25 protein-coding genes, 11 tRNA genes and 1 other RNA gene are annotated in these 21,275 nt (G+C 65.3%); all 37 read right to left on the bottom strand.

What is annotated here, in order from left to right; all coding sequences use genetic code 11:
- Positions 1-195 (bottom strand): hypothetical protein (locus VKF82_11150; protein HME82610.1); only part of this gene is annotated, 195 nt, incomplete at its 3' end.
- A 408-nt stretch (positions 196-603) separates the two neighbouring features.
- Positions 604-675 (bottom strand) — tRNA-Lys (locus VKF82_11145).
- 369 nt (positions 676-1,044) lie between these two features.
- Positions 1,045-1,118 (bottom strand) — tRNA-Arg (locus VKF82_11140).
- 4 nt (positions 1,119-1,122) lie between these two features.
- A tRNA-His gene (locus VKF82_11135) sits at positions 1,123-1,199 on the bottom strand.
- 69 nt (positions 1,200-1,268) lie between these two features.
- Positions 1,269-1,342, bottom strand: a tRNA-Arg gene (locus VKF82_11130).
- A 75-nt stretch (positions 1,343-1,417) separates the two neighbouring features.
- Positions 1,418-1,494: transfer RNA gene (locus VKF82_11125), tRNA-Pro, on the bottom strand.
- Positions 1,495-1,965: 471 nt separating this feature from the next.
- Positions 1,966-2,568 carry a non-canonical purine NTP pyrophosphatase gene (locus VKF82_11120; GenBank protein HME82609.1) on the bottom strand — a complete coding sequence of 201 codons (603 nt, stop codon included), beginning with the start codon at positions 2,566-2,568 and terminating at the stop codon, positions 1,966-1,968.
- A 16-nt stretch (positions 2,569-2,584) separates the two neighbouring features.
- On the bottom strand, positions 2,585-4,411 hold the full coding sequence (gene lepA / locus VKF82_11115) for a translation elongation factor 4 (protein HME82608.1): 1,827 nt from the start codon (positions 4,409-4,411) through the stop codon (positions 2,585-2,587).
- Positions 4,412-4,473: 62 nt separating this feature from the next.
- The gene (locus VKF82_11110) at positions 4,474-5,550 is read right to left on the bottom strand and encodes a M23 family metallopeptidase (protein HME82607.1); all 1,077 of its coding nucleotides are present in this window, start codon (positions 5,548-5,550) and stop codon (positions 4,474-4,476) included.
- 15 nt (positions 5,551-5,565) lie between these two features.
- Entirely contained in the window at positions 5,566-6,015 is a 450-nt protein-coding gene (locus tag VKF82_11105; GenBank protein ID HME82606.1) for a DUF4446 family protein, read from the bottom strand.
- Positions 6,016-6,158: 143 nt separating this feature from the next.
- Positions 6,159-6,257, bottom strand: an RNA gene (gene ffs / locus VKF82_11100) — signal recognition particle sRNA small type.
- Positions 6,258-6,291: 34 nt separating this feature from the next.
- Positions 6,292-6,379, bottom strand: a tRNA-Ser gene (locus VKF82_11095).
- Between the two features lie 59 nt (positions 6,380-6,438).
- Positions 6,439-6,978, bottom strand: coding sequence for a hypothetical protein (locus VKF82_11090; GenBank protein HME82605.1), 540 nt, complete (start codon positions 6,976-6,978; stop codon positions 6,439-6,441).
- Positions 6,979-7,014: 36 nt separating this feature from the next.
- Positions 7,015-7,102 (bottom strand) — tRNA-Ser (locus VKF82_11085).
- A gap of 61 nt (positions 7,103-7,163) precedes the next feature.
- Entirely contained in the window at positions 7,164-7,646 is a 483-nt protein-coding gene (gene tadA, locus VKF82_11080) for a tRNA adenosine(34) deaminase TadA (protein ID HME82604.1), read from the bottom strand.
- Between the two features lie 30 nt (positions 7,647-7,676).
- A tRNA-Arg gene (locus VKF82_11075) sits at positions 7,677-7,750 on the bottom strand.
- 6 nt (positions 7,751-7,756) lie between these two features.
- Positions 7,757-7,828, bottom strand: a tRNA-Met gene (locus VKF82_11070).
- Between the two features lie 8 nt (positions 7,829-7,836).
- Positions 7,837-7,911 (bottom strand) — tRNA-Arg (locus VKF82_11065).
- Positions 7,912-7,943: 32 nt separating this feature from the next.
- Positions 7,944-8,039: transfer RNA gene (locus tag VKF82_11060), tRNA-Ser, on the bottom strand.
- 40 nt (positions 8,040-8,079) lie between these two features.
- Positions 8,080-9,189: a glycosyltransferase gene (locus tag VKF82_11055; protein HME82603.1), complete on the bottom strand. Its 1,110-nt coding sequence runs from the start codon at positions 9,187-9,189 to the stop codon at positions 8,080-8,082.
- A 50-nt stretch (positions 9,190-9,239) separates the two neighbouring features.
- A complete protein-coding gene (locus VKF82_11050) occupies positions 9,240-9,539 on the bottom strand; it encodes a hypothetical protein (GenBank protein HME82602.1) in 300 nt (99 codons plus the stop codon).
- 37 nt (positions 9,540-9,576) lie between these two features.
- Positions 9,577-10,569 carry an endolytic transglycosylase MltG gene (gene mltG / locus VKF82_11045; GenBank protein ID HME82601.1) on the bottom strand — a complete coding sequence of 331 codons (993 nt, stop codon included), beginning with the start codon at positions 10,567-10,569 and terminating at the stop codon, positions 9,577-9,579.
- On the bottom strand, positions 10,566-11,000 hold the full coding sequence (gene ruvX / locus VKF82_11040; GenBank protein ID HME82600.1) for a Holliday junction resolvase RuvX: 435 nt from the start codon (positions 10,998-11,000) through the stop codon (positions 10,566-10,568). Before ruvX ends, mltG begins: the two co-directional genes overlap by 4 nt.
- The gene (locus tag VKF82_11035; protein HME82599.1) at positions 10,997-11,845 is read right to left on the bottom strand and encodes a DNA repair protein RecO C-terminal domain-containing protein; all 849 of its coding nucleotides are present in this window, start codon (positions 11,843-11,845) and stop codon (positions 10,997-10,999) included. The genes ruvX and VKF82_11035 overlap by 4 nt, the downstream gene beginning before the upstream one ends.
- Before the next feature lie 55 nt (positions 11,846-11,900).
- A complete protein-coding gene (gene cdd / locus VKF82_11030) occupies positions 11,901-12,323 on the bottom strand; it encodes a cytidine deaminase (protein ID HME82598.1) in 423 nt (140 codons plus the stop codon).
- Between the two features lie 47 nt (positions 12,324-12,370).
- On the bottom strand, positions 12,371-13,699 hold the full coding sequence (locus VKF82_11025) for a hemolysin family protein (GenBank protein HME82597.1): 1,329 nt from the start codon (positions 13,697-13,699) through the stop codon (positions 12,371-12,373).
- A gap of 48 nt (positions 13,700-13,747) precedes the next feature.
- Positions 13,748-14,107 carry a diacylglycerol kinase family protein gene (locus tag VKF82_11020; GenBank protein HME82596.1) on the bottom strand — a complete coding sequence of 120 codons (360 nt, stop codon included), beginning with the start codon at positions 14,105-14,107 and terminating at the stop codon, positions 13,748-13,750.
- Positions 14,100-14,525, bottom strand: a complete 426-nt coding sequence (ybeY, locus tag VKF82_11015; protein HME82595.1) for an rRNA maturation RNase YbeY — start codon at positions 14,523-14,525, stop codon at positions 14,100-14,102. The genes VKF82_11020 and ybeY overlap by 8 nt, the downstream gene beginning before the upstream one ends.
- Positions 14,526-14,535: 10 nt before the next feature.
- On the bottom strand, positions 14,536-15,462 hold the full coding sequence (locus VKF82_11010) for a PhoH family protein (GenBank protein ID HME82594.1): 927 nt from the start codon (positions 15,460-15,462) through the stop codon (positions 14,536-14,538).
- A 47-nt stretch (positions 15,463-15,509) separates the two neighbouring features.
- Positions 15,510-16,106 (bottom strand): hypothetical protein, encoded by a 597-nt coding sequence (locus tag VKF82_11005; protein ID HME82593.1) that lies wholly within the window; start codon positions 16,104-16,106, stop codon positions 15,510-15,512.
- Positions 16,107-17,144 carry a flotillin-like protein FloA gene (floA, locus tag VKF82_11000; protein HME82592.1) on the bottom strand — a complete coding sequence of 346 codons (1,038 nt, stop codon included), beginning with the start codon at positions 17,142-17,144 and terminating at the stop codon, positions 16,107-16,109. It lies immediately after the preceding gene.
- 9 nt (positions 17,145-17,153) lie between these two features.
- Positions 17,154-18,488 carry an NfeD family protein gene (locus VKF82_10995; protein ID HME82591.1) on the bottom strand — a complete coding sequence of 445 codons (1,335 nt, stop codon included), beginning with the start codon at positions 18,486-18,488 and terminating at the stop codon, positions 17,154-17,156.
- Positions 18,485-18,940, bottom strand: a complete 456-nt coding sequence (locus VKF82_10990; GenBank protein ID HME82590.1) for a GatB/YqeY domain-containing protein — start codon at positions 18,938-18,940, stop codon at positions 18,485-18,487. Before VKF82_10990 ends, VKF82_10995 begins: the two co-directional genes overlap by 4 nt.
- Positions 18,941-18,999: 59 nt before the next feature.
- Positions 19,000-19,170 (bottom strand): 30S ribosomal protein S21, encoded by a 171-nt coding sequence (rpsU, locus tag VKF82_10985; protein HME82589.1) that lies wholly within the window; start codon positions 19,168-19,170, stop codon positions 19,000-19,002.
- 186 nt (positions 19,171-19,356) lie between these two features.
- The gene (locus VKF82_10980; GenBank protein HME82588.1) at positions 19,357-19,791 is read right to left on the bottom strand and encodes a DUF5069 domain-containing protein; all 435 of its coding nucleotides are present in this window, start codon (positions 19,789-19,791) and stop codon (positions 19,357-19,359) included.
- Complete coding sequence (locus VKF82_10975) at positions 19,788-20,687, bottom strand: NAD(P)-dependent oxidoreductase (protein HME82587.1); 900 nt, start codon at positions 20,685-20,687, stop codon at positions 19,788-19,790. The genes VKF82_10980 and VKF82_10975 overlap by 4 nt, the downstream gene beginning before the upstream one ends.
- Entirely contained in the window at positions 20,684-21,268 is a 585-nt protein-coding gene (locus VKF82_10970; GenBank protein ID HME82586.1) for a peroxiredoxin, read from the bottom strand. The genes VKF82_10975 and VKF82_10970 overlap by 4 nt, the downstream gene beginning before the upstream one ends.
- Positions 21,269-21,275: the final 7 nt, after the last annotated feature.

The following is a 21,275-nucleotide window of genomic DNA, read 5'->3' as shown; positions in this document are numbered from 1 at the left end:
AGCCGCCCAAACAACAAGTCCGGCCATCGCTGCCAACGTAACGCCTAGAGCGCGGACGAAGAAGTCGGGCGCCATCTTCTCGTTAAGGCCGGTTAGCCCGGTAAGCCTCTTGGCCGTTCGCGGAAAGCCGATGCACACGATCGCGACGACCGCAGTAATTAAGGCGACGGCAAAAAGGGCGATGATCTCTTTCACGACTACCGAGTTGCGTGGGTGAGTCAGGATCGCTGAGCGTCACGGCCGCCTATCTCGGGCTGACCGCTCACTCCGTTTTTATGCTCGAACGTGACTGCACGTTCGTTTGCTTACAAATACGATTCCTTCAAGGAGGACGCGTCGGCAATAAGTCGGTTTCGATGGATTCCCCGCGAACCCGTGGTCACGCCGTGGTCACGGACCATGCGTCAGCGCGCAACCTCGCGCAACCCTTTGCGGTGGTACGACGAAGAAAAAAGGACGTGGCGAACCTTTGCGACACGTCCTTCGAGAATTAAGAGTCTGCTGCTCTACCAATTGAGCTAACGACGCGTGTGCGCGTCTTGTAGTTCTTACCCGCGGACTGCCATATCCTCTCAAACACGGCGGCGCGAGAAAAAGACGATGTGCCCCGGCCGAGACTCGAACTCGGAACCACCGGCTTAAAAGGCCGATGCTCTACCATTGAGCTACCGGAGCACAGGCGGAATCGCGGAGTCGGCAACTTCGCGTGGGATCCGTCCGGCGCCTTCGGATGGTGTCAGGACCGACGGAGACACATTATTCCTTGGTCGCGATATGCCGCAACTCTTTGAGGTACAGCTCGCGGCACACTTGTTCTTTGACCCATACGCTCGCGGTTTGTTTTATCAATTTCGCCATGGTCTTGCGTTCGGCTGGCAGTACGTAGCCGCGCCTTACGATGCGGCGTGCATAGGCTTCGGCGTTCTTGCTTAGCCGAGCGTACGTCGCACGGATCCGCGACTCTCTTCGCTTCAGGACACTTAGCTTGCTCAACAGACCACCTCAGTTTCCCGCTTATGGCCATGACGCGTCGAGTCGATCAAACGCGCCTGGAGGGGCTCGAACCCCCAACCGCCAGATTCGAAGTCTGGAACTCTATCCAATTGAGCTACAGGCGCATCGTGGGGTGAATGACGGGGGTCGAACCCGCGACCTTCGGCGCCACAGGCCGACGCTCTAACCAACTGAGCTACATTCACCATGCGATTGGCGGACGCGAGCTTTTCTCGAAGCCCGCTAAACGCGCCTTCAACGCTCTTCGAAGAACGCGCGCCCGTCGGGAGTCGAACCCGAAACCTGCGGCTTAGAAGGCCGCTGCTCTATCCGGTTGAGCTACAGGCGCTCGATAGATGATTCTTTATCTTTCGGAGCATTTCTTGGCAAACGTAAGGGAAGCGTCTCGCGCTTCCCTGTTGATTGGTCGGGCGGACAGGGATCGAACCTGCGCCCTCCGCGTCCCAAACGCGGCGCTCTACCTGGCTGAGCTACCGCCCGTCAGAGCCTCGAATTCTTGAACCCGCCCAAAGCTCCTTGAAAGTCTTGCGTCGATGGCGATTCGCGCAGCGGACATCGCACTTCGCAATCTCGGCTTCGAGCGTCGCGGCCGTTGCCAGATGGATCAGCCGGCTAATCTCCACGCGCTTTGTGCCCCGCACATGGTCGAACTCCAGCACGATAGGATCTGACTCACCACAATCGACGCACGGGTGGGAGAACAAGTACGCGTCAACCGTTGCGCGGTTACGCCTGCGATAGACCACCTGGTTGGCATAACGCCGCTCGTTGTGCCGCGCCCGATGCGTTTGATAGTGTTCATGGCAATACTTGCGCTGACATTCCTTGCAGTAGGAGGTCAAGATATCTGTGCCGCGTTGTCTACGGCCAAAGGCATCGGGCGACTTTCGTTTGTGACATCTCCGACAAAACTTCCACATCGCCCGATTGTACAGGGGATCTGTGGGCCGGCTATTGCCTGCGTATGAGCTTTTCGCTTAAATCGCGAATAGCACGGGCGCGGTGCGAGACGGCGTGCTTCATCGCGATGTCGACCTCGCCGAATGTACGGGCATATGGCGGGTAATAGAAAATCGGATCGTAACCGAAGCCGTTCGAGCCGCGCGGCGCGCGAGCAATCTCGCCCTCTACCTCACCTCGGCCGATGATCGGCTCCTGACCGGGCACGACCAACGCGCACACGCAGACGTAGCGCGCCCGCCGGCTCACATCCCCAAGCGCAGCCAAGCGCGCCAAGATGTCAGCATTGCGCTCTCCCGGCGTTGAATCCGGCGAGGGCGTCCGCGCCGACACCACGCCGGGCCCCCAGCCGAGCGCCTCCACTTCTATCCCTGAATCGTCGGCCAGCGCCGGGCCGCCGCGCAAACGCGCGAGCTCCGTCGCCTTGAGCAGCGCGTTCCCTTCATAGGTCGCGTGCGGCTCGTCCACTTCCGGATATTCGTCGCCGGGCGGCACCAGCACCGGCAGCGTGTCGCCCCACAATGTTACCAGCTCGCCGAACTTGTCCGCATTCCGCGTCGCGACCGCGATCGGCACGCGCGGATCCAGACGCATCACTCCTCCAAGAAAGCTACGAGCCGCGCTCGAGCTGCAGCACCGCCATGAACGCCTCCTGCGGCAGCTCGACGTTGCCCACTTGCTTCATGCGCTTCTTCCCCTCTTTCTGCTTCTCGAGGAGCTTGCGCTTGCGCGAGATGTCGCCGCCGTAGCACTTCGCCAGCACGTTCTTGCGCATGGCCCTCACCGTCTCGCGCGCCACGATCTTGTTGCCGATCGCCGCCTGGATCGGCACGTCGAACATCTGCCGCGGAATGACTTCGCGCAGTTTCTCGGCCAGCAGCCTGCCCCACAGCGGCGCCTTGTCGCGGTGGATGATGAACGACAGCGCGTCCACCGACTCGCCATTCAACAATATGTCCAGCTTGACTAGATCGCCCTCGCGATACCCGATGAGCTCGTAGTCCATGCTCGCATAACCCTTGGTGCGCGACTTCAACTGGTCGAAGAAGTCGATGATCACCTCGGCCAACGGCAGCTCGTACGAGAACAGCACGCGCTGCGGCGACAGATAGTCCATCGACAGCATCGTGCCGCGCCGCGACTGGCACAGGTCCATGATCGCCCCGACGTACTCCGCCGGCGTGATGATCGAGCAGCGCACGTACGGCTCTTCCAGGCGCGCGATCTCCGTCGGCGGCGGCAGTTTGGCCGGGTTGTCGATCGACAGCTCCTCACCGCTCGTCGCTAGGACGTGATACACCACCGACGGCGACGTCGCGATAAGCGAGATGCCGTACTCGCGCTCGAGCCGCTCCTGCACGATCTCCATGTGCAGCAAGCCGAGGAAGCCGCACCGAAACCCGAAGCCCAGCGCGATGGACGACTCCGGCTCGAACGACAACGAAGCATCGTTCAGCTTCAATTTCTCCAGCGCGTCGCGCAGCTCGCCGTAGTCCGCCCCTTCATTAGGATACAAGCCGCAGAACACCATCGGCGTGACCTTGCGATAGCCCGGCAGCGGCACGTGCGCCGGCGACGCCGCATCGGTCAGCGTATCGCCGACCCCGATCTCCGACAGCGACTTGATATTGGCGATGACATACCCGACCTCGCCCAGATCCAGCTGCTCGGACGGCTGCATCGACGGCCGGAACTTGCCGACCTCGATGACCTCGAACACCTTGTCCGCCGCCATCGAGCGGATCTTCATGCCGCCGCGCATCACGCCGTCCGCCACCCGCACGTAGCAGATCACGCCGCGATACGCGTCGTAATGCGAGTCGAACACCAGCGCACGCAGATGCTCAGCCCCTCCCTTGGGCGCCGGCACCCAGCGCACGATCGCCTCGAGGATCTCCTTGGTGCCGATGCCCTCCTTGGCCGAGGCCAAGATGCAGCGCGAGCGCTCGATCGCCAACGTCTCCTCGACGTCGCGGATCACCGCCTCAGGCTCGGCCGACGGCAGATCGATCTTATTGATGACCGGAATGATCTCGAGCTTGGCTTCGTCCGCCAAATAGAAATTCGCCAGCGTCTGCGCCTCGATGCCCTGCGCGGCGTCGATCACCAGCAGCGCCCCCTCGCACGCCGACATCGAGCGCGACACCTCATATGTGAAGTCGACGTGCCCCGGCGTGTCGATGAGGTTGAGCTCGTACAGCTCGCCGTCGTCGGCGCGGTACAGCAGCGTCACCGGATGCGCCTTGATCGTGATGCCGCGCTCGCGCTCCAGATCCATCGAGTCCAGCACTTGGTCGGACATATCGCGCGCCGCCATCGCACCGGTCATCTCGAGCAGCCGGTCCGAAAGCGTCGTCTTGCCATGGTCGATGTGCGCGGTGATGCAGAAATTGCGCACGAGCGCGTTCGTGCGCTGCGCCCCGGCGCGATGGGTCATGCGGAAATCAATCGGGAGACGTTAGCCACGTCTCCCGCGTTCGCTACGGTCACGCGACTATCTTATCGCAACGCGGCCAGCATCGCCGGCGTCGGTCCGACCGACCCGGACAAGAACGGCACCGGATTGATCGGCCGGCCGTCTACGTGCACCTCGTAGTGCACGTGCGGCCCGGTCGCAAACCCGGTCGAACCGAGGCGCGCGATCAGCTGACCCTTATGCACGAATTGGCCCGGCGAGACGAGCGCGGCCGAATTGTGCCCATACCACGTCACGTAGCCATTGCCATGATCGATGGCGATCTTGATCCCGAAGCCGCCATCCCAACCAGCTTCGACGACGGTCCCGGCGGCGGTCGCGATGACCGGCGCGCCGTAGAAATTGACGATGTCGACGCCCGAGTGGAACCCGTAATCCGGGTACGAGCGGAAACCGAAGCCCGACGAGATCGAACCGTCGGTGGGCCAGATCGATGGGATCGCCTCCAGCATGCGCTGGTACGCAAGCGTCGCCTCTTCGCGCGCCTGCGCCTGCAAGAACGCCTCATCTTTGAGCTTGACGGTATCGGAGTACACGCGGTCGAGTCCCACATCCAACAGCGCGAGATTGGCGGATTCGACCTGGAACGTCACGCCGCCGCGGCCGATGCCTAGCCAGGCCACTGCTTGCGTCCACCAGGGTCCATGGGCGGGCAGTGCCTCGCTGCTCGGCTCCATCAAAAGCATGGCGGTAGGTTTGGCGGGTTTGTTCTGGTCATTCGGTCTGTCGGCCGACTGGCCGCTGGGCTGACCGTTCGTAGTCGTTCCCACGCCGAGCGAGGGCGCCGTCAGACGTTTGATCTCCTGATGCTCGGCCTGGATCTCGTTGAGCTGTTTCCACATGTGGTTGGTCTGTCTGGAGAAATCGACCAGCTGCTGCTGCTGCGCCGCGGTCAAGCTCTGCAGCGCCCGCACTTTGGCCTCTTCGGCGCGCACCTGGGTGAAATGCTCGGTGAAGAACGCCGCGATGAGCACGACGATGCACGCCGCGAACAGCGCCAGATGACCATAGGTCAGCTCAAGCTTGTAGATCGAGCACGCGTCCTGCGGGATGATCTTGATGAGGACCCGCTTGCTCCACGCGTCCGAACTCTTGGCCAATCCGTTTCCTCCGCGTCATGTCCGCTGCCGCTTGGCGAGCGACACCGCGATCTCCAGGGCCCGCTGCTCTTCGACGCTCAAGTCCTTGTCGGTGACGAACTCGCGTACCGCCTTGGCGTAGCTCCGGACCTCCTCGCGCGAGTAGATGCTGGAGATCAGGAACCCGTTGCCACGGCCGTCAATGGCCGCTAAAGCGTACGACAGCTCCGAACCGACGTCGGCAAACGCGTTAAAGCGCACGAACCCAACGTGCTGCAGGGCACCGACAGAGGCCGCCTCGAGGGCAGCCACCCGGTTGCGCAGGTCGTCCAGGCTCCTCTTGTCTATCTCCGGGCCCGTCTTGGAAGCGGTGACCCCGGATGATCGGAACCTCGGCCGCGCAACGGCCCAATGATATATCGTCACAACGACGATCGAGCTTGCGGCGGCGATGAGAATGATAAAAAGAATTGCCGCGGCGCTCATACCCCCTGTGAGGGACGCGAAAGCGTCGCTCATAAGAAGGGCACCACCCTGCATTCGTACGCTGCCATGCCTGTCCTCCCGAAAACCGCTCTGCTGCTGTGTGATCCGTCCCACAGAACAAGCCGACCCCATGAAGGGGGCTCGAGCGCCGAGCGTGCCGCGGCACCCGAAAGATCCCACATGCCGCTGCTACCTTCCGGTCCTGACGGGGTTAGCGGGTTTTCGTCGCGCGGGTCCCGGCGCCGTCAACGCCCCCACGAAGATGGGGATCGGGTTCGGAGAGGGAGGGATTCGAACCCTCGAGACGGTTTTAGCGCCTACACGATTTCCAGTCGTGCCTGATCGACCACTCCAGCACCTCTCCGGATGCGTCGAAGCGGCGCCGCGCGCCGCTCTGCTTTGACAGTTCCAGCCGCGCCGGTGTCATCCTTGCATCGCGGGTCCGCGCGCGACTTGCGCGCACGTCCACGTGATGGATCCCGACACCGCCCCGCCGCGCTCGTCGCCGTTGCGCCCGTACAGGCTGCGATAATCCGTCAAGAGCGCGCGCCCGCTCTTGCCGCCATCCCCGATCGTCACCGTCACTTTGGTGTCAGGCCGTTCTTCCAATGTCGTGCCGTGCGGAAAACCCGGGCCTTGTGCCACATTGAGGATGACACCGGCCGCGCCGGTGTACGTGCCGTCGCCGTGAAAATCGGGGATGAGCACCTCGCCGCCGTCGATGAGCTGATCGGCGGCGAACGTCACGCTGTAGCCGTTGAGCAGCTTCGGACCCGGTTTGCCGATGTAGCATTGCCTGACGGCCGCATCGTGCGCGATCGTGATAACGCCGTGGATCTCGATGTGCGCTTGCGACGCGGGTGTCGGCGCCGACGTCGCGCCGCTTGCGCCGCGCGAATGCACGCCGCAACCGGGCGCGCACACGGCGGCCAGAAGCCCGAGCGCGACAAGCGTGCGGTGCATCCGGTCGTACCTTCTGGATCAGCGTTGAAGATCGAACGGAGAGGGTGGGATTTGAACCCACGAACGGGTATAAGCCGTTACTCGCTTTCGAGGCGAGCGCGATCAACCACTCTGCCACCTCTCCGCGGTTGATACGCTTGCGCTTCTGCCCGCGCGCGCAACCGCCCTTTGCAGGGCGGCATCGCTCACAGCTCGTCTGATACTCGGCGCCCGCGGAAAAACGCGCGCAGCATCTCGGCGGCTTCGTCCGCAAGCACGCCGCTGGTGACGCGCACGCGATGATTGAGGCGCGGATCGTCGATAAGATTGAACACGGAACCCGCGCCGCCGCCCTTGGGATCCGGACAGCCGAAGACCAGCCGGTCGATGCGCGCCGCCACGCACGCCGCCGCGCACATGACGCACGGCTCTTTGGTGACGTACAGCGTCGCTCCGCTCAACCGCCAGCCGCCACGCCGCGCAGAGGCCTGGCGCAACGCGACCATCTCCGCGTGCGCGGTCGGATCGTGATTGGCTTCCTTCTGATTGAATCCGACGGCCGCGATTTCGCCGTCCATCTCGATCACCGCGCCGACGGGCACGTCGCCGTGGCGCTGCGCGCTGCCTGCCAGCTCGAGCGCCTTGCGCATGAATGCGATATCGGTCTGCGTCTGGCCGGCGGTGTGCATCCTTATATGTGAATCCTACTGCGATGACCGCGCGCCCGAGTGGGCTCGAACCACCAACCCTCGGCTTCGGAGGCCGATACTCTATCCAATTGAGCTACGGGCGCGTGCTGTGCCTCGGGCAAGACTCGAACTTGCGACCAAGGGCTTATGAGTCCCCTGCTCTACCACTGAGCTACCGAGGCAAGTGAATCGCGCTCGGAGGGACTCGAACCCCCGACCTCCAGATTCGTAGTCTGGCATTCTAATCCAGCTGAACTACGAGCGCGTACGCGGCGGTCGAACCTATCGACCTGGTCCTGGCGGAGAGAGAGGGATTCGAACCCTCGATAGCGCCTTTACAGCACTATAACGGTTTAGCAAACCGCCGCCTTCAGCCAGCTCGGCCATCTCTCCTCGGGACGTCCGTCAGTGTACCACAGCAAGCGCTGCTGCTTCAAGCCGGGATGAGCCGGCGGATGATGCCGGACACCGCAAGCGCCGCATCCGGCCGGGCCAGCGCGCGCGCGCGCGCGCGCATCGCATCGAGCTGCCGCGCATCCGCCAACAGCCGATCCAACGCCGCCACCAGTTCGCGCGCGCTCTGCACGCGGATGCCGGTCCCGGCTTCCTCCAGATAGCGCGTGTTGCGCTCCTCTTGACCCGGCAGCGGGCGCAGCATGAGCAACGGCAGCTGGGCGGCAAGCGCTTCGGAGCTCGTCAACCCGCCGGGCTTGCTCACCAGCACATCCGCAGCCTGCATGTACTCGAACACGTTGCACACGAAACCGACGACCTTCACCGGATGTGATAGCGTGCGCGCCACATCTGCGACGCGGCGCTCTAGCGACGGATTCTTGCCGACCACCACGACGGTCTGCACCCGGTGCGCGAGACGGTCGATCCCCTGGATCGCGTTCTCGAGCGGGCCGATGCCCACGCCGCCGCCCATCACCAACAGCGTCGTGCGATCGGGCTCGAGCCCGAGCTTGCGGCGCACCGCCTGCTTGTCGTGGTCCTGTCCGAAGCGCGCGTCGATCGGGATGCCGGTCACGGTGATGCGCTCCTGGCGCACGCCGCGCGAAACGAGCGCTTGACGCATCGCGGGCGTCGCGACCGCGTACGCATCGATGTTGCGATGGATCCAAAACGGATGCACGACGAAATCGGTGACGACTCCCACGACAGCCGGCGCATCGCGGAACTCGCGCTTGTATTCGGCCATCACGCCGCACGGGAACGCGTGCGTGCACACCACGACGTCGGGCTCGAGCTCGGCGACGTACTGGCGCAGATTGAGCGCCGTGTAGCGGTGCAGCCATTTCTTGAAGGCGGACACTTTGGTGGCGCGTTCGGCCTGGTCGTAGATGAGCCCGTAGAGCTGCGGCAGCACCTTGACCATGCCGATGTATCCGTTGCTCGCCACGCGGTGAAAATATTCCGACGCATACCGATACGAGTCCACGACCTCGCAGCCGCAGCCAGGGTCGCTCGCCTGCAACGCGTTGCACACCGCCTGCGCCGCGGCGGTGTGGCCCTCGCCGACGCTGGCGGACAGGAAGAGCACGCGCGGCGCGCGCGTGCGCCGCGGGCGAACCCGCGTCTCAAGCTGCAGTGCTATGGTCCGTCTCCCGCCTGTGCGTCGTCGGCGTGCTCCAAAAATCCGTTGAGCACTTCTTGCGCGAGCGCCTCGTCATCCAGCAGGCGGCCGTAGATGTCGGCTACGACGAATTCGTCATCGGACTCACAGTAGCACACGGCGTACTTGGCCTCGGCTTCGTCTTCGCCGATCAGCGCGACGACCTCGAACTCCAGCTCGCGGGTCGGCGCATCGGCCTGCTCCCCGGTCCTGGCAGCGACGATGATGGTGTCCTCAAGCTCGACACGCGTCGCCGTATGTTGAGTGCCATTCTGCACGGTGGCGACGGGTTCACCGGGCCCAGAGCCCGCGCCTCTAATGAAGGTAGCGTCGCACCGCCGCGTTCTGCTCGTCAAGGGTTTTCGAGAAATGATGGTGCCCGTTGCCTGCGTAGACATAATAGAGATAGTCCGTGTGCTGCGGATCGAACGCGGCCGCGATGGACTTGGCGCCGGGATTGGCGATCGGCGTCGGCGGCAGCCCGGTGTGCGTGTACGTGTTGTACGGGCTGTCGATATCGAGATCGCTGTAATGCAAGACGGCCTTATGCTCGGGCAACGCGTACTCGATCGTCGCATCCACTTCGAGCGGCATGCCGCGCTTGAGCCTGTTGTAATAGACCCCCGCCATCAGCCGGCGCTCCGAATCGACCTTCGCTTCGCGCTCGATGAGCGACGCCAGCGTGATGACCTGAGGCACGCTCAAACCCAAGTGGCGGGCCGTGCGTTCGTAATCCTTGGGGAGCTTGCGCCGGAACTGGTCGGTCATCAGCATCGCCACATCCTGCGCGCTCGAACCGCGCCGGACTTGATAGGTATCGGGATACAGATAGCCTTCAAGCCCGCGCGTCAGCGAGCCGCCGAGCAGCATGCTGGTATGCTCTGCGACGTCCTCAAACGCTGACGCGGACACGATCTGCGCCGCATCGAGCCGGTGCGCGATCTCGCGCGCCGTGTAGCCCTCGGGAACGGTCACCCAGGCGACGGGCGGTTTGCCGCCTGCCGCGAGCAGGTCGACGACGCGCGCCATGGTGACATGCGCCGGGAAGTCGTACTGCGCGGCGTCGACCTTCGCTGCGATGCCGCGTGCGGCCGCATAGTATTTCAACAACGAAGCCGAGCGCACCACGCCGGCCGCGCGCAGCTCCTGCGCGATCTGTCCGATGCCGAAGCCTGGCGGCACATCGACGCTGACCGGCGCCTGCGGCAGCGAGGAGTCGCCCTCGATCAGCCAGCCGAGGACTCCGAGCGCGAGGGCGATGACAGCGGCAAGGCCGATGGCGACCGCCGCGACCCAGCGCGTCTTCACGCTTGACCGCCGCTCCGGCGCCGCGCGGCTCGATATGACTCGAGGATCTCGACAGCCGCAAAACGATCGACGAGCTCGCGCCGTCGGGCGCCGCTCATCTGCGCGCCGCGCAGCTTGGCATCGGCGGCCGCGCTCGTGAGGCGCTCGTCGACCGCGACCACGTCGCCCTCGAATCCGGCGCGCAGCGCTGCGATGAACGTATCCATCTTCTCGGCCGCAGGGCCGCGCTGTCCGTCGAGGCGCAACGGATAGCCTACCACGATGGTGTGGGCGTCGCGCTCGCGCGCCAATGCCGCAATGGCCGCCACATCCTTCTCCCGCGACGTGTGCGCGAGCGTGGTGACCGGCAATGCCGGAAGCTCGAGGCTTTCGCACACCGCGATGCCGATACGCACGCTGCCGACGTCGACGGCGAGAATGGCGCCCTTCATCGCGATGCGCTCTTCGAAGACCGACGCCGCTGCCGCTGCGAGTCGTCGATCGAGAGCGCCCTCGAGCGGCGCCCAAGCTGATACTCGACGAACGGCCTGGTAAGCCGGCGCACCTGCGCGACGTCGGGGATGTCTTGGAGCGAGCGCAGCGGCGCGGCGCGCAGCACGCGCAAAAGGGCCAGTTCGCCGCTGCTCACCGAATAGGTCTGACCCGAGGCGCCCGAGCCTATCGCAGAGTCCTCGATGCTGCAGCGCGCGCATATCAGGCCGCCCGATGCCGGGGATAGACGCGCGCGTCCGCCCGCGAGCGGGCGGTTGCCCAGCGGCGTGCCGCACCGCGCGCACGCGTCAAGCTCGGGCGCGAGCCCAAAAGCGCCAAGCAGGCGCAGATCCACCGCAGGTGCGAGCGCAGCGGGCTGCACGCCCGCGCCGATCGCGTCGCGCAATTCGCAGAGCAGATCGAAGATGTCCGGCACGGCGAGATCCGGCTCGCACAACGCGTCGACGATCTCTGCGGCATACGAGGCCAACGCGAATGCGTCGGGTTCGACGAGGCGCTCCCAGACGCTGGGTTGTGGGCGGTCGAATGAATTCGACCGCTCCATGCGCGGACCGGGGATAGAGCGGGCGCCGGTCACGACGTCGAGACTGCGGCCGCTATGCAGCGACAGCCACACGCGGTTGAAGAAATCGAGCCGCGCGCCGAAACGGCTGCCGGTCTTGCGCGACCCTTTGGCGACGGCATGGAGCTTGCCGCGCTCGCGAGAGAAGAGCGTGAGTATGCGATCCGCCTCGCCCAGCGGGCGCAGACGGAGCACGACGGCTTCGACGGAGTATGATTTCATGATAAAGAAAGAACGGTCGAATAAATTCGACCGCTCCATGGCGGGGCCTTTGGCGTTAGCGCGCTGCCAGCTCCATCTCGCTTTGCACCGTCGACTCCATGGCCTTGCCGGTGAGCGGGGTCGGCATCAGATCGCGCATCCGGAACTTTTCGTACGAGCCGTCCGGGCGGCACCGGATCACGAGCAGATCGGGCGAGAACTCTGCGAGCACTTGGCGGCACGCTCCGCACGGTACGAGTCCGCCAGGACTATCTCCCGCAACGGCGATCGCGACGAACGAGCGGGCGCCAGCGGCGGCGGCGGCACCGACCGCGACGCGCTCGGCGCACATCGACAAACCGTACGACGGATTCTCGACGTTGGCGCCGGTGAAGACGCGTCCGTCGGCGGCGAGCAATGCGGCGCCGACGCGGAACTGCGAATACGGGGCGTACGCGAAGAGCCAGGTCTCCCACGCTTTTTGCGCGAGCGCGCTGATGCGGTTCTCATTGAGCCTTGGCACCGGTGGGCCTCCTCGGTCGTGCGTCAGGTATGTCGGTTGGCCGGCTTCATACTCCGCTCGGAGTCGGTCGCGGCGGCTGCTCCGTTGGTCGGCCCAGCCTTCTTTATGCGGACCGAACGCAACCTTCTTCCGGCGGTTTCTTCGACCACAAGAGTCACACCGGGTGCGAGGGATATCTCATCCCCGGGCAACGGGACACGTCCGAACTGACCGAACGCATAGCCGCCTATGCTCTCGAAATCCTCGGTCGGCAGGTGCAGCCCGAGCTCTTCATTGACGTCCTCGATGCTCATGCGGGCGTCCACCACCGCGTCGCCATCGGCCAGGTGTTTGATTTCTGCCGGCGTGTCATGCTCCCCGACGTCGTACTCGTCCATGATCTCGCCGACGATCTCTTCGAGCAGGTCCTCCATCGTGACCAGGCCGGCCGTGCCGCCGTACTCGTCCACGACGATGGCCACCGAGACTTTCTCCGCCTGCATCTCGCGTATGAGCTCGTCGACTTTCTTGGTCTCCGGAATAGCTTTGACGGGGCGCATCAGTTCGCGCAGCGGCTTGGACAACTCGCCGCGGCTGAGCGCGACCAGCAGCTCGCGGTCGTGCACGACGCCGATGATATGGTCGATGTTGCCTTCGTAGACCGGCAGCTTCGAATAGCCTTCTTTGATCGCCAGTTCCACGCCGGCCGAGGCAGGGCCGTTCGCATCCGCGCATACGATGTCGATGCGCGGGGTCATCACTTCGCTCACCGCGGTGTCGCCGAGCTCGAAGATGGAGTGGATCATCTCCTTCTCCTCTTCCTCGATGACGCCGTGTGCTTCGCCCGCATTGACGAGCGCGCGGATGTCGTCTTCGGTCACGTACGGCCCGTGCGCTTTGGGATCGCCGCCGAACAATCGGATGATGCCGGAGGTCACGCCTACGAGCGCCCAGGTGACCGGCGCCAGCACGACGCGCATGCCGCGCAAGAACCAGGCCAGACGCGGCGCCCAGCGCATCGGATCCTGCACGGCGATCATCTTCGGCAGTATCTCGGCGAAGATCAACACGGCGAGCGTCATCACCACAGTGGCGACCAGCACCGGACTGGCCACGCCCAACTGGATCGCAAGCCAGGTCGCCACGGAATCCGCGGCGAGCAGCACGATGGTGTTGCCGATCAGCATGGTGGTGAGATAGCGGTTGCGGTCGTCGAGCAGCTCGGTGAGCGAGCGGCTCACGCTGTCGTCGGTGCGCTGCAGCAGGCGCAGCCGGCTCATGGCCAACAGCGCAGCTTCAGAGGCGCTGAAGAGCGCGGACAGGATGATGAGCGCGATGATGGCGAGCAGGCTGAACAGCCTAGGATCCGTCATGGACCTCCCGTCCATTCGCGGTCGAGCGGGCGTTATCCACCTGCGGCTTCAGCGGTGCCACAGCACGCTCGCGAAGAGGGCGAAACCGACGGCCAGCGCCGTCACACAGGCAAGGAGCACCGCTCCCGCAGCGGCGTGTTTTGCGGAGCGCGCGAGGGGCGATTCGACGGTCGACGCGCAGTCCACCGCGCGCTCGAGCGCCGTATTGAACAGCTCGGCGGCCAGCACGGCGCCGATCGTCAAGGCCAGCACCGCCCAGTGAATGGCGTCGAAACGCACGATGGCAGCGGCGATGACGGCGAGGGCGCCGAGCGCGACCTGGATGCGGATATTGCGCTGTTCGCGCACGGTGGTGGCGACGCCGTCGGCAGCATCGGCAAGCGCCCGGCTGAACGGCCGCTCAGCCATCGGCGGACAGCTCCTTGATGAGCCGGCGCGTCAAGCCGTGCATGCGCGCGGCCTCGCGGCGCTCGTGATGATCGTAGCCGCACAGATGCAGCGTGCCGTGCACGATCAACCGCAGCAGCTCCTCGCTCAGGGTGGCGTCGTAATCGCGCGCTTGGCGGCGCGCGGCGTCGACGGAGACGACCACGTCGCCGAACGGTTCACCCGGGCGTTCGCCGCCGCCGAGCTCGAATGAGAGCACGTCGGTCGGCACATCTTTGCCGCGATAGCGCCGGTTGAGCCGCCTGACGGCTTCATCGGTTGTCAGCACGAGCGTCACGTCACCGCGCACCTGCGGCGCCGCCGCCGCGAGGGTGTGCAAGACGGCGCGTTCGAAGCGGGCGGTGCGTTTGGGCGCCTTGCGTGCGCGGCGCACGTGCACGTGAGGGCCTTCATAGTTTGCCGCGCGCATACGCCTCGATGATGCGGCGGATGAGCGGATGGCGCACGACGTCGACCTCGGTGAGCTCGACGATCGACGTCTCCGGCACTCCCGCGAACAAGCGCTGCGCAGCGACCAAACCCGATTCGACCGCGGACGGCAGGTCGATCTGCGTCACGTCGCCGCAGACGAGCATGCGCGAACCCGCGCCGATGCGCGTGAGGAACATCTTCATCTGCTCGTTGGTCGTGTTCTGCGCTTCGTCGAGGACGATGAACGCATCGGCAAGGGTTCGCCCGCGCATGTACGCGAGCGGCGCGACTTCGATCTGCCCTCGCTCGACCGCGCGAGTGATGGCCTGCGGTTCGAGGATCTCGCCAAGCGCGTCGAAGAGCGGGCGCAGGTACGGGTCTACCTTTTCCTGGAGGTCGCCGGGCAAGAAGCCCAGTTTTTCTCCCGCCTCCACCGCCGGCCGCGACAGGACTATGCGCTGCACGCGACCAGCGCGCAGCGCCGCGAGCGCCAGCACGACCGCCAAGAACGTCTTACCCGTGCCCGCCGGCCCGATGGCGAACACCAGCGTGCGTTCCGCCGCCGCCTCGACCAAGGCGCGCTGGCCGGGAGTGCGGGGCCGGACCGGCCGGCCGCGCCGCGTGGTCGCCAGCGTGCCCTCGGCGCTTTCGCTTTCGAGCCCGTCGCGCGCGGCGCGCAACGCCAGCTCGACGTCGAGCGCGCTGACATCCGACCCGCTGCGCGCCGCTTTGATGAGCGTCTCAAGGGCCGCTGACGCGATCGCCACGCGGCCGGTTTCACCGGCCACGACGACCTCGTCGCCGTCGACGTGCAAGACGACGCCCGCGCCGCGCTCGAGATGGGTGAGGTTGCCGTCGAGTTCGCCGAACAGACGCACGCGGTCGTCGAGGCCGCGCAAGCTCATTCGCGTTTCGGACTGCGCCTGCGTCAACTGCTAACGCACGTCCTCGATCACCATCCGCCCGGCTGCATGGGTTCGCTGCGCAATCCCGCACATTGGCCGATGACCGCCGCCGCGACGATCGCGTAGGCCAGCCCGTCGGGCGTGGCGAGATGGGCGATTCGCGGGCTCGGCCCTGCGGGTGCTGGCGGCTGCGTTTGGGGCAGCGACATAGTCGACGGCATCGCGGTTTGGTCAACCATGTTGCTCAACGTGCCTGCCAAGTCGCCGAGCACTGTCTGGCGCGCGTTTTGCGCAGCGAGCACGAGCGGATCGTGCCCCATCGCCGCTGCCGGTTTCGCCGCCGCTGCCGCCGTTTGCGCGTCCATACGCGCCTGCATCTGCTGCGCTGCCGCCGCTGCGGCCGCTTGCGCTTGCGCGGCGATCGTCTGGACGGTATGCGCCAAGCGCTGGCCTTGCGGCGACTGCTCGGCCTCGTCCGCTTCTCCGTCGAGCGTTTGCGGTGCTTGCTGCGCCCTCCGCGACATCCGCCTCAACATCGGGGCGAGCGTGAGGATGAGCCAGCCGGCGACGAGGATGAACGCGACCCACGGAAAGGCCGCTTCGCTCAGCGGATGGACCAGACGAGCAAGCGCGAGCGCGTGCATCTACGAGCCGGACGAGGGAGGCGACGACGGAGGCGGGGTTAGCCCGCCGCTGCCGCCCGACTGTTGCGTTCCACCCGCGCCGGAGAGCGATTGGCGCATCTCGGTGTCGGCGAGCACGTTGCGCATCCGATAGTAATCCATCACGCCGAGATTGCCGCCGCGGAACGCGTCGGCGATGGCGGCCGGCACGAGCGCTTCCGCCTCGACCACTTTCGCGCGCATCGCTTGGGTCTGCGCCTTCATCTCCTGCTCTTGCGCCTGCGCGGCGTATTGGCGTTCGGCGGCCTTGGCCTGCGCGACGCGCCGGTCTGCCTCGGCTTGCGCGGTCTGCAGGTCGGCGCCGACGTTACGTCCGACGTCGACGTCGGCGATGTCGATCGACACGATCTCGAACGCCGTGCCGGCGTCAAGTCCTTTGGCGAGCACGGTCTTGGAGATATGGTCGGGGTTCTCGAGCACCTCTTTGTAGTTCTCGCTGCCGCCGATCGCCGCGACGACGCCCTCGCCCACGCGCGCGATGATCGTCGGCTCGCCGGCGCCGCCGACGTAGCGGTCCATGTTGGTGCGCACGGTGATGCGCGCCTTGACGTTGAGCTGGATGCCGTCTTTGGCTACGCCCTGGAAGATCGGCGTCTCGATGACCTTCGGATTGACCGAGGTCTGCACCGCGTCGAGCGGATTGCGGCCGGCGAGGTCGATCGCACAGGCGCGCTGCCATTCGAGCGGGATCTGCGCGCGCTGCGCCGCGATCAGCGCGAGCACCACGCGGTCGAGATGGCCGCCCGACAGATACTGTGCTTGCAGCTGCGAATCGTTCACATCGATGCCGGCCTTGCGCGCCATGATCAGCGAATCGACGATGACCGAGGGCGGAATGCCGATGACCCGCATGCGGAAGAGACTGAAGATGCCCAGCCGGACGCCTGCCGCCGCCGCGCGCACCCACAGTCCCAGCGGTACGTAGTACAAGAACACGAAGAACGCGATGATGAGCAGCAGCACGATGATGAACAGGCCGACGCTAATACCGAAAGTCATTGATGCTCCTTACGCTGCTCGCGTCACGAAGATGGTGGCGCCTTCGACCCGTGCGACGAGGATGCGGGTCTGCGCCGGGATGAAATCACCGTTGGTCTGGACCTGATAGCGGCTGCCGTCGATGGACGCGACGCCCGCCGGCCGCAGATAAGTCTCGGCCAGGCCCTGTTTGCCGACGAGATGATCGAGCGGCCGCGAGGTGACGTAGCCGGCCTCGACCGACTGCCCGCCGGCGAAGGCGATGCGCCGCACGAACGCGCTCTCCGGCAGCCAGCGCAGCAAGACGAAAAACACGATGATCGCCAGGGCCAGCGCGATCGAGGTGTAGACGATGCCGGTGAGCCAGAACGCGGCGCCGAACGCCATGACGATGCTGGTGAGGATCAGCAGCGCGCCGACCAGGCCCGAGATGCCGTGTCCGGGCAGCACGTGCAATTCGAAGAGCAGGGCGACGACGCCCAGCGCGAAAAGCGCGACGATGACCCAGTTCGACGCCCCGGCGATGATGTGGCCCCCGAAGAACAGGGCCAGCGCAGCGACGCCGATGATGCCCGCCACCAGATGCAGGGTCTGCATCTCGATGAACAGGCCCAGGAAGCCGATCGTGAGCAGTATGCCCGAGACGATCGGATCGGTGACGAACTGCGCGATGCGCTCGCCCAATGACGGCTCGGTCGTCGCCATCACGGCGCCGTGCACTCCGGCGGCTTCGAGCGCTGCGACCGGCGTGTCGGCTATGCCGTCCACGAACTTGAGCTTGCGCGCCTGTTCGGCGGACAGCGTCAGCAGATGGCCTTTCGTCTTGACGCCGGGCACGTCAAGCGAAGGGTCCACCATCGCGGCGGCGATCTGCGGATCGCGATGGTGCGCTTCGGCCAGCGACTGGAACTCGGCTTTGACCGCCGAGATCGCTTTCTCGCCGGCGGGCTGCGTCGTGCCGCCGCCGCCGATCAATACCGGCTCGGCGGCTCCCATGCTCGATTCGGGCGCCATGTAGATCTTGTCGCACGCGAGCGCGATCAACGCGCCGGCCGACCACGCTCGGTCCACGTACGCGATGGTGGTGAGTCCAGAGGTGCGCAGCGCGTCTTTGATGTCGTTGGCGTCGTCGACGACACCGCCGTCGGTCTTGATCTCGAGCAGCAGCACGCGTGCCCCATTGGCGTGCGCGTCGTCGATAGCGCGCTGGATGCGATGCGACATGCCGGCGTTGATCACGCCGTCGACCTGGACGACTTGCACTTTAGCGCTGGACTGGGTGACCGCCGCCGCAGCGAAACCGCCTGCGCCGAGCAGAACAGCGACCAGCGAGGCTAGCGCCATGTAGTGGCGCGATCTGCTCATGACTTGCCCGCCATGGCCGCTTTGACCGCCTCTTGGATCGCCTTGCCGTTGGCGCGTTTGCCGAGCACCGGCACGACCGCTTTCATCGCGTCGCCGAATTTCGCATCGGGGCCAAGACCCGCGAGGATGCCGGCGACCTCGCTCTTGAGCTGCTCGGGCGCCATTTCGGCCGGCAGATATTCCTTGAGGATCTCGCGTTCGCGCTTCTCTTTGTCCGCGAGCTCCATGCGGCCGGCTTTGGTGAACTCCTCGATCGAGTCTTCGCGCTGTTTGACCTGCTTGCGCATCACGTCTTCTTGCTCTTGCGGCGTGAGCGCCGCGTTGCGCTCGATGCGTTGGTAGCTCATGGCGGAAATCGCCATGCGAAGCGTGGCCATGCGGTCGGCGTCGCGCGCTTTCATCGCCGCTTTGAGGTCGTCGCCAAGGCGGTCGGCGATGCTCTTGTGTTCCATTGTCCGGATTGAATCATTAGGGGCGACCCTTGGTCGCCCCCTCTGTGCAGTGGGTTTGGCTACGAACGGCGCTTGCGCGCTGCGGCAGACTTCTTCTTGCGCCGCACGCTGGGTTTCTCATAGTGCTCGTGGCGACGCGCTTCAGCAAGCACGCCTGATTTCTGGCACATCTTCTTGAAGCGTTTGAGGGCGCTGTCGATCGATTCGTTGGGACCGACTCTCGTTTCCATATTGGGACACCCCCTTTTCGCTCTTTTAGACGCCGAATGCGGGCCCCAGGCCCGCACCGTTCGCTCCTGGGGGCACTATTCGTCGCCGGGCAAAACCCGCCCTTGCGAGCCGGCGCGACCAGGCCTGGGCGCGCTCAAGAACGGCGCCACCACATCGGGTCGCGCCCCGGGTGTCCCGCTGGGCGATTACTTCGTGACGGCGGAATGGAGCGCGTGAAGGTCCTCGAGCGTGTTGAGGGTCACCGCATCCTTCACGTCGCCGCGCTTGAGGCCCATCGCGGTCCGCATCTTAGCGGCGGTCTCATCGCCATGATGGTAACCGCGCACGTTCTCGTTGTGCTTGCGGATGGTCTCAGGATCGGTCTTGCCGTGCGCGACGACCCACTCTTCGAATTCGACGTATGTCGGCCGCTTTGACGCGACGAATGCGACGACTTCATCCTTCTTCAGGCCGAGATCGCTGATCGTCAGCTGATCGAAACCGGTGCCGCAAGCATCGTAGTCGTCGGGCAGCTTGCCGGCGGCGTCGAGCGTGAGCTTGGCCCAAAGGCGCGGCAAGTGGATGGCGCCCAGCGGCCCCGCTGTGCCGGAGCTGACCATCGGAATGACGTGAGTGCTCATATCCCTCTCTCCTTACGACGTGAACGAAAGGTCAATTCTGCGACGCCTGACTTGTCGAGTTCGCCCAGTCCGGCGGCGACCATCGCCGCGAACTGCTGCTCTGCCGCTTGCGCAAGGGGCAGCCGCAGCCCGGCCGCTCGAGCGAGCGCGAGCGCGATGCCGGAATCCTTGGCGGCATGTGCCGCCGAGAAATAGACGTCGTGCTCGCGATTCTGCATGTCCGCGCCGTCGGTCTCGAGGACGCGCGAGTTGGCGCCTGTCTGGGAGAACACCTCGCGCACCATGGCGAGCTCCAATCCGAGCGCGTCAGCAAGGCCGAGCCCTTCGGCGAGGCCTGCGGTGTTGATGTTCATGACCATGTTGACGAGCGCTTTGACTTTGGCCGCCGATCCGGCGGGTCCGATGTAGCGCAGCGACGAGCTCATCTGCTCGAGCATCGGACGCGCGCGCTCGAACGCCTCGCGCGAGCCGCCGCACATGAGATAGAGCGTGCCCTCGCGCGCCTGCGGGATCGAACTGGCCATGCAGGCTTCGAGCGATTGCGCGCCGGCGTCTGCGGCCGCCTTCTCGACGTCGACGTGCACGCCTGGCGAGACGGTCGCGCAGTTGACGAATAACCTGCCGCGCGCGCCGGACAGCAGGCTGTCATCGGAGCGCGCGAAGATCTCGCGCATGGCTGCGTCGTCGCTGACCACGGTGATGACGGTATCCGAAGCAGCTGTGACCGCTGCCAGCGAAGGCGCGGCCTGCGCGCCCAACTCGGCTGCGACCTGCGCGCCCACCTCCGGGCGCGCGTCGAACACCGCCGCGATCGGATACCCGACGTCTTTGAGCCGCCGGCCGATGTTGGCGCCCATGCGCCCCGCGCCGACGATTCCGACCTTCTGTTCGCTCATGTGCGCGTTCCCCGGGTTTTCCGAGCGCGAAGCCATGCGACGACGGCGGGGGCGTCCGCATCCGATGGGAACACCGGGTAGACGACGTGTTCGATCGTGCCGTCGATCGCGATCAAGCTCAGGCGTTTGATCAGGCGCTCGCCGTTGTACTCGAACGTCGGCAGACGCAGCGCGTCGGTCAGGCGATGCCGTTCGTCGCTGAGGACCGGGTACTCGAGTTCGAGGCGCGCCGCCATCTCCTGTTGGTACTCGCTGGTCTGCGTGGACAGGCCGAAGACCGCGGCGCCGAGCTCGCGCAGCTGTGCGTAACGGTCTCGGAAGGCGCAGTTCTGCGGCGTGCAACCGCGCGCACCCGGAATCGCATCCCAGTCCTTGGGCACTGGTACTCCCGGCTGGCCGGTGCGCGGATAGCAGTAGACCACGACGATCGGACTGTCGACGCGCGCCAGAGAGATCACGCCGCCGCGCGTCGACGCAAGCTCGACGTCAGGCAGACGCATGCCGCGCAGATGATCGGCTGCGCCGTCATCGACCGGCACCGGCAGATCCGCAGGCACGGTATGCAAGTGACGCTGTTCCATGTCTTCC

The organism is Candidatus Eremiobacteraceae bacterium (assembly GCA_035314825.1).
GTDB lineage: Bacteria > Vulcanimicrobiota > Vulcanimicrobiia > Eremiobacterales > Eremiobacteraceae > JAFAHD01.
The sequence above is the reverse complement of the archived record's forward strand: the minus strand, read 5'-3'. Positions and strand labels throughout refer to the sequence as shown.

Coding starts and splice junctions, on each gene's coding strand:
- VKF82_11120 (HME82609.1), bottom strand. CDS start 2,568: ATGCGTCTGGATCCGCGCGTGCCGATCGCGGTCGCGACGCGGAATGCG.
- lepA (HME82608.1), bottom strand. CDS start 4,411: ATGACCCATCGCGCCGGGGCGCAGCGCACGAACGCGCTCGTGCGCAAT.
- VKF82_11105 (HME82606.1), bottom strand. CDS start 6,015: ATGAGCGCCGCGGCAATTCTTTTTATCATTCTCATCGCCGCCGCAAGC.
- VKF82_11090 (HME82605.1), bottom strand. CDS start 6,978: ATGCACCGCACGCTTGTCGCGCTCGGGCTTCTGGCCGCCGTGTGCGCG.
- tadA (HME82604.1), bottom strand. CDS start 7,646: ATGCACACCGCCGGCCAGACGCAGACCGATATCGCATTCATGCGCAAG.
- ruvX (HME82600.1), bottom strand. CDS start 11,000: ATGAAGGGCGCCATTCTCGCCGTCGACGTCGGCAGCGTGCGTATCGGC.
- VKF82_11035 (HME82599.1), bottom strand. CDS start 11,845: ATGAAATCATACTCCGTCGAAGCCGTCGTGCTCCGTCTGCGCCCGCTG.
- VKF82_11025 (HME82597.1), bottom strand. CDS start 13,699: ATGACGGATCCTAGGCTGTTCAGCCTGCTCGCCATCATCGCGCTCATC.
- VKF82_11020 (HME82596.1), bottom strand. CDS start 14,107: ATGGCTGAGCGGCCGTTCAGCCGGGCGCTTGCCGATGCTGCCGACGGC.
- VKF82_11010 (HME82594.1), bottom strand. CDS start 15,462: ATGAGCTTGCGCGGCCTCGACGACCGCGTGCGTCTGTTCGGCGAACTC.
- VKF82_11005 (HME82593.1), bottom strand. CDS start 16,106: ATGCACGCGCTCGCGCTTGCTCGTCTGGTCCATCCGCTGAGCGAAGCG.
- floA (HME82592.1), bottom strand. CDS start 17,144: ATGACTTTCGGTATTAGCGTCGGCCTGTTCATCATCGTGCTGCTGCTC.
- VKF82_10995 (HME82591.1), bottom strand. CDS start 18,488: ATGAGCAGATCGCGCCACTACATGGCGCTAGCCTCGCTGGTCGCTGTT.
- VKF82_10990 (HME82590.1), bottom strand. CDS start 18,940: ATGGAACACAAGAGCATCGCCGACCGCCTTGGCGACGACCTCAAAGCG.
- rpsU (HME82589.1), bottom strand. CDS start 19,170: ATGGAAACGAGAGTCGGTCCCAACGAATCGATCGACAGCGCCCTCAAA.
- VKF82_10980 (HME82588.1), bottom strand. CDS start 19,791: ATGAGCACTCACGTCATTCCGATGGTCAGCTCCGGCACAGCGGGGCCG.
- VKF82_10975 (HME82587.1), bottom strand. CDS start 20,687: ATGAGCGAACAGAAGGTCGGAATCGTCGGCGCGGGGCGCATGGGCGCC.
- VKF82_10970 (HME82586.1), bottom strand. CDS start 21,268: ATGGAACAGCGTCACTTGCATACCGTGCCTGCGGATCTGCCGGTGCCG.